General features: G+C 58.7%; 1 protein-coding gene. It reads right to left on the bottom strand.

Annotation, left to right across the window (positions count from 1 at the left end; translation table 11 throughout):
* Nucleotides 1-6672 (bottom strand): amino acid adenylation domain-containing protein (locus AC1RJW_RS29550; RefSeq protein ID WP_493048088.1); only part of this gene is annotated, 6672 nt, incomplete at both ends.

Here is a 6672-nt window from a genome sequence, read left to right as displayed (position 1 = left end):
AGACGGGCCTGTGGCGCGTCACTGAATGGATCAGCGATAAAACGTTCCGCCGTCAGTTCCGGACGGTTCAGGTAACCACGCGCAACACCAGCACCGCCGATGTAAATCTCGCCGCCCACACCCTGCGGCACCGGCTGCTGGTGCGCGTCGAGCAGGTAGAAGTTCAAATCGGCCAGTGGCCTACCAATCAGGCCACCTGCCAGCCGGGTGCGCATATCGTCCTCGGTCACCTTATGGTAGGTGGCATGGACCGTAATTTCGGTAATGCCGTACATATTGGTCAGTTGAGTAGCTTTCAACCCGTTGCGCTCGATCCAGGGAGCGAGCGTCCGGAACTCCAGCGCCTCCCCCCCAAAGATGATATGTCGCAATGCATGCGCGCCGACCTGCCCGACCTGGCATGGGATAAGCTGCTGGAAGGCGCTCGGGGTCTGGTTCAAGACGGTGACGCTTTCTCGGCACAGCAAGGCGAAGAAATCACTTGGCGCCCGCGCCACAGATGCAGGGACCACGATGAGCTTGCCGCCATGCAAAAGCGGACCCCATATTTCCCATACCGAAAAGTCGAAGGCGAACGAGTGGAACAATGTCCAGACGTCACTCGCATCGAACCGGAACCAGTCCCGGGTGGCGCCGAACAGGCGAGTGACGTTGTCATGGCTGACCATGACGCCCTTAGGTAGACCTGTCGAGCCCGACGTGTAAATGACATAAGCCAAATGAGACGGGTTCAAATCCAATGAAACCAGATCCGGATTGGTCTTGATCTGATTTCCCAGCTCGTCGAGCAGCAGCACGGGCACGGTAACATCGAAGAGCGGAGGTACCACAGCGCGCAGCGCGGATTGCGTCAGTACGGCCTTTGGCGCACTGTCGGCCAACGCATATGCTATGCGTTCCTCAGGATAAGCCGGGTCGAGCGGCACATAGCCTGCTCCAGCTTTGAGTACGCCAAGCAGACCAATTACCATCTCCAGGCTTCGCTCGGTGCAGATCGCAACCCGATCGTCGGGTTCCACACCTATTGCGAGTAGCGCGTGGGCCACCTGGTTCGCGCGACGATTCAGTTCCCCATAACTCAGGGTTTGCGTTTCGTACACCAGCGCAGTGGCATCGGGCCGCGCGGCAGCTTGCGCTTCGAACAGCTGATGAATCAACGGACCTTGCGCATAACGCTCAGCGTGGCCGTGCATACCCACCAGCAAATGCTGCCTTTCTGCCGCAGGCAGTACGCTCAGGGAGCGGAAAGGCTGCAGTTTCTCCTGCTCGAGTGCAACAACTAAACCTTCCATCGCAGTGGTTATGTAGGAAGCGATGCTGGTTGGATCGATGCCCGGTACGCATTGGACGGTCAGACCGAAATTCTGACCAAGGTCATCGATGGATACGACCAATGGGTAATTAGTACGCTCCTGTCCACCAATAAAATGCATGCCCTGCCAGGCCGCCGCAGCCGTGGCATTTTCACCGTCGGCCATCGGTGATGGGCTATGCCGATAGTTTAGCAATGTCGTAAATAGCGGCTGCCCAGCAGGCACGCCGCTGCAACGTTGAGCAAGCGCCAGTGAGGCTTGCTCATGCATTAGCAACTCGCTCAGGCGCCGGTAAATATCCACGACAACATCTTGTGCGTTCTGTTCGGCCAGGGAAATACGAACCGGCAAGGTATTAATGAACATACCCAGAATCTGCCCCCCTCCTTCAGAACCTTGTAGCCGCCCTGCAAGGACAGTGCCGAACACGACATCGTCCTGTCCGCAGCATTGCGCCAGGACCAGTGACCAGGCAGCATGAAATAGCACGCTCGGCGTAATTCCATGCTGACGGGCGCACGTGCGAATCCGTTGTGCCATGGCTCCGCCGAGCGGTACGTGCGCGTCCAGTACCGCGTCGCCATTAAACTGAACATTGAGCAAGCCGAAAGGCGCGGTCGATTCGTTGATATCGGCCAATTGTGAACTGAAATATGCCTCATGTTCAGATGCTGGAACTGACAGTACCTGAGCAATGAAGTTACGATAAGGCAGCGGCTTGGGCAGGTCCCCGCCTTGCCCACGCAGGAAAGCTCCAATTTCATCGAGCATGAACGATAGGGTGACGTGGTCGCCAATCGAATGATGGTAAAGAAGTGACAGACTCCATGCGCCGGACGCCTGCTCTTCAGCAATACAGGCCTTCATCATGGGTGCCTGTTGCAAGTTTAGACGGAGATAGCGTGGATCACTCAGATCGAGCAATTGCTGGTAACCACTTGCCGCCCCTGTCTGCATGATCTGCTCCACGGGCAAGGTGACATCCCTGAGCACGACTTGAACCGCTTGCGATAGACCGCTCCACATTACTGCACTGCGCAAAATATCATGGCGGTTGATTACCAATTGCAACGCGTCAATGAAAGCATCGAGATGCTTGCGACTATCGAAGGACATGAGTGAGCGCATGAGGTATGCATCGCGGCCATCCTCCATCAGATGATGGAAGAGTATCCCTTCTTGCAAGGGCGACAATGGATAAATATCTTGTATATTCGCTACCCCACCCGGCACAGCACCGACAATCGTGTCAATCTCTGACTCGGTCAGCTGTATGAGCGTCAGCATCTCCGGAGTAATCTTCTCGCTGTTGGCGCCAATGAGATTGGGGGGAATCGTAGCCACAGCACTTGGTGCAGCTGCCGCCGACGCGGCAAAAGCAGCAAGTTGGGGGGACGCGAAAATGGTACGCACATCCATCTGCAAACCACGTTCGCGTAAGTGCGCGATCATGGTAACTACCATAAGTGAATGGCCGCCCAGCTCGAAGAAATGATCGTGTCGACCTACCAGCTTAATTTTGAGCAACTCCTGCCATACAGCGGCGATGGCAATCTCGACCTCTCCCTGCGGGGCTTCATAGCTGCGTGTACTCAACGCGAAATGGTCCGGCGCCGGTAAGGCGCGGTGGTCAACCTTGCCGTTGGGAGTGAGCGGGAATGCATCCATGCGCACGAATGCCGTCGGGATCATGTAATCAGGCAGGATTGCGAGCAGTTCGCAGCGCAGGTCCAGGCTTTCCGCATTCTGTTCATTATTAACGATGAAGTAGGCAACCAATTGCTTCTCTCCCTGGACATCTTCACGCGCTAATACCACGGCTTCGTCGACGCCCCTACAAGCATTAATCCTGGCCTCAATTTCGCCTAGTTCAATACGGAAACCACGAATCTTTACTTGGGAGTCATTTCGCCCCAAGAATTCGATGTTACCTGTTGGCAAATATCGACCACGGTCGCCGGTCTTGTACAGACGACTTTCTGGTTCAATGCTGAATGGATCGGCAATAAAGCGTTCCGCAGTCAATTTCGGACGGTTCAAGTAGCCGCGAGCGATACCAACACCTCCGATGTAGAGTTCACCAGCAACACCCAGCGGTACCGGTTGCAAAAGGGCGTCAAGCAGGTAAATTCGAACATTGGCGAGCGGACGGCCAATCGGCACCATAACGGCATCTCCAGCATCGCAACGATGATGTGCGGCGGAAACCGTGGCTTCGGTAGGTCCATATGCGTTGAAGAGCCGACACTTGGCTGACCAGCGGGCGGCAACCGCAGCTGGCAACGCCTCGCCGCCAACAATCAATGTCTGCAGCGTGTCCATAGTGGCGTCGTGCGGGAGAACAGACAGCGCCGCCATCGGCATGCTGATGTGAGTAATTCGGTGTTGCTGCAGCGTCTGCAGCAAGGGTTCGCCTGGCAGCAAAGCTTCCTGGCTCGCCAAATAAAGTGCCGCACCGCTGCACAGAGCCATGCTTACTTCGGAAATGCAGACGTCGAAACTGAAAGACACGAATTGCAGTACCCTGCTGTCGGTATCTACGACGAACTCATCGATCTGAGTGGCAACCAGATTGGACAGCGAACAGTGTTCGACCATCACTCCTTTTGGTTGCCCGGTGGAGCCGGAGGTGTAGATGACGTAGGCCAGATGGCGCAAGGTCAACCCTAGGGTGCGTGGGTCGGGATCAGTGGCAGACTGTGACGTAAGGTCGTCAAGCAGCAGCACCGGCACCAGTGCTGGGTCCAACGGCAACAACTCCCGCAGGGCCGTCATTGTTAGTACGGCCACGGGTGTACTGTCCTGCAGCATGTAAGCTAGGCGTTCAGCGGGATAGGACGGATCGAGCGGCACGTAGGCTGCACCGGCCTTGAGCACACCCAGCAGGCCAACCACCATCTCCAGACTACGCTCGGCACACAGAGCGACCCGGTCGTCGGGCCGTACCCCCAAGGCGAGCAGCGCATGGGCCACCTGGTTGGCGCGGCGGTTCAGTTCCCCATAGCTCAGGGACTGCTCTTCGAACACGAGCGCGGTGGCATCGGGTCGCGCAGCAGCCTGCGCTTCAAACATACGATGCATTAACTGGTCGCGAGGCACGTCAGTTTCGGTAGCATTGAAATCGGTCAGCAGCCGTTGGCGTTGTGCGCAGGACAGTAGCTTCAGTTGGCTGATAGGAAGGTACTCGTTCGCCACCATGCTCGACAGCAACTCCTCGAAGTTTTGCAGCAACCGCTCCATCGTCGAGCGGCCGAACAGATCACTTGCATATTCGAGATTGCCGAATACCGTGTGACGCGATTCCGTCAACGACAAAGAGAGATCGAAGCGCGCCGTGGTGCCTGGAGCGGAAAGCGCCGACAGCGTTAGCCCAGGCAAGGCAATGGCGCCGCCGCCCGGAGTATTCTGCAAGACCAGCATGGTCTGGAAGAGCGGGCTATGGCTCAGGCTGCGCGGCGGCTTGACGATCTCGACAACCTGCTCGAACGGCAAGTCCTGGTGTGCATAGGCATCCAGCGTGCTGGCCTTGACCTGGGCCAGCAGCTCCGCTACGGTCGGGTCGTCCCCGAGCTGCACCCGCAGCGCCAGTGTATTGACGAAAAAGCCCATCAGCGGCTCGACCTCGCTGCGCTGACGGTTCGCGAAAGGTGTACCGATGACCACATCATCCTGCCCGCTAAAGCGCGACAGCAGGCTGGCCCAGCCTGCCAGCATGGTCATGAACAGCGTGGCGCCATGGCGCTGCGTCAGCGCGCGCAAGCCGGCCGTCAAGTCGGCCGGCACCGTCCAGGCGATGCTGTGGCCGGCATAGCTCTGCACCGGCGGACGCGGACGGTCCGTCGGCATCTCAAGCAGGGCCGGCGCGCCACTCAGGTGCTGCTGCCAGAAGTCGACCTGGTGCTGCAGGGCCTCGCCCTGCAGCCAGCCACGCTGCCAAGCGGCGTAGTCGGCATATTGGATCGCCAGCGCCGGCAGCGGATCCGGCTGTTGCTGGGTGAACGCCGTATAAAGGGCCGAAAATTCACGCACCAGCACGCCAGTCGACCAGCCATCGGAAACGATGTGATGCTGGGTCACCAGCAGTACATGGTCATCCTCGCCCAGACGCACCAGGCGGCCGCGGATCAGCGGACCTACGGCCAGGTCGAACGGTGCAGTAGCCTCGTCGGCACTGATCCTTTCCATTGCCGCGTGCTGCTCATTTCCTTGCAGCGCGCTCAGATCATGCATCGCCAGGGCGAAACCACACTCGCTCGGTGCAAACAGCTGCATCGGCTCGCCGTTAACACTAACAAAGGTAGTGCGCAAGCTTTCATGGCGCGCCACGATGCAGTCCAATGCACGCTGCAAAGCATCGCTGTCGAGCTGTCCCTGCAGGCGCAGGCCTGCAGGGAGATGATAGGTAGCACCGGCGGCGCGGTCGAGCTGATCGAGGAACCACAACCGCTGCTGAGCGAACGACAGCGGCAGCGCAACATTGCGAGCAGCATGTGGAATAACCGAGAGCGTGGCTGCCGACGTGTGCTTTAACGTCTGCGCCAGGGCGGAAAGCGTTGGTTGCGCAAATACATCGCGCAATGCAAGCTCAATACCCAGTGCGCTGCGCAAACGCGAAACCAGCTGCACCGCGAGCAGCGAATGGCCACCTAGTTCAAAGAAGTGATCATCGCGGCCGACCTGGTCAAGTCCCAGCAGATCCATCCAGATTGCCGCGATCGCCGTCTCGGTCACCCCTTCCGGCGCCGCATAGCTGCGCGCCGCTACCGACGACTGGTCCGGCGCGGGCAGCGCACGGCGGTCAAGCTTGCCATTCGGCGTCAACGGAAACGCCTCCAGGCGCACGAAGGCCGATGGCACCATATACACAGGCAAGACCGGCGCCAGTACCTCCCGTAGCTCCGCTACGCTCATCTCCGCGCCATCGTGCTGGACGAGATAGGCAACCAGCCGCGGCTCGCCGCTCGCATCTGTGCGGGATACCACGACCGCCTCCCGCACACCCGGGCAGGCGGCCAGTTGCGCTTCAATCTCGCCAAGCTCGATGCGGAAGCCGCGGATCTTGACCTGGAAGTCATTGCGCCCCAGATATTCAATGTTGCCATCAGGCAGGTAACGTGCCAGATCACCCGTCCTGTACATGAAGGACCCAGCTTGTCCAGTGAACGGTTCAGCCATGAAACGCTCGGCCGTCAGGTCCGGACGGTTCAAGTAGCCGCGTGCCACGCCAGCGCCGGCAATATACATTTCTCCCGGCACACCCAGCGGTACCGGCTGCAACAGCCGATCGAGCAGATAGATGCGGGTATTGGCGATCGGGCGGCCGACCGGTTCAACCGGCGATGCAGAACATCTGCCATCA

It is taken from the genome of Janthinobacterium sp. GW822-FHT07A03, from assembly GCF_058798815.1.
This window is presented reverse-complemented; position numbering and strand designations above follow the sequence as displayed.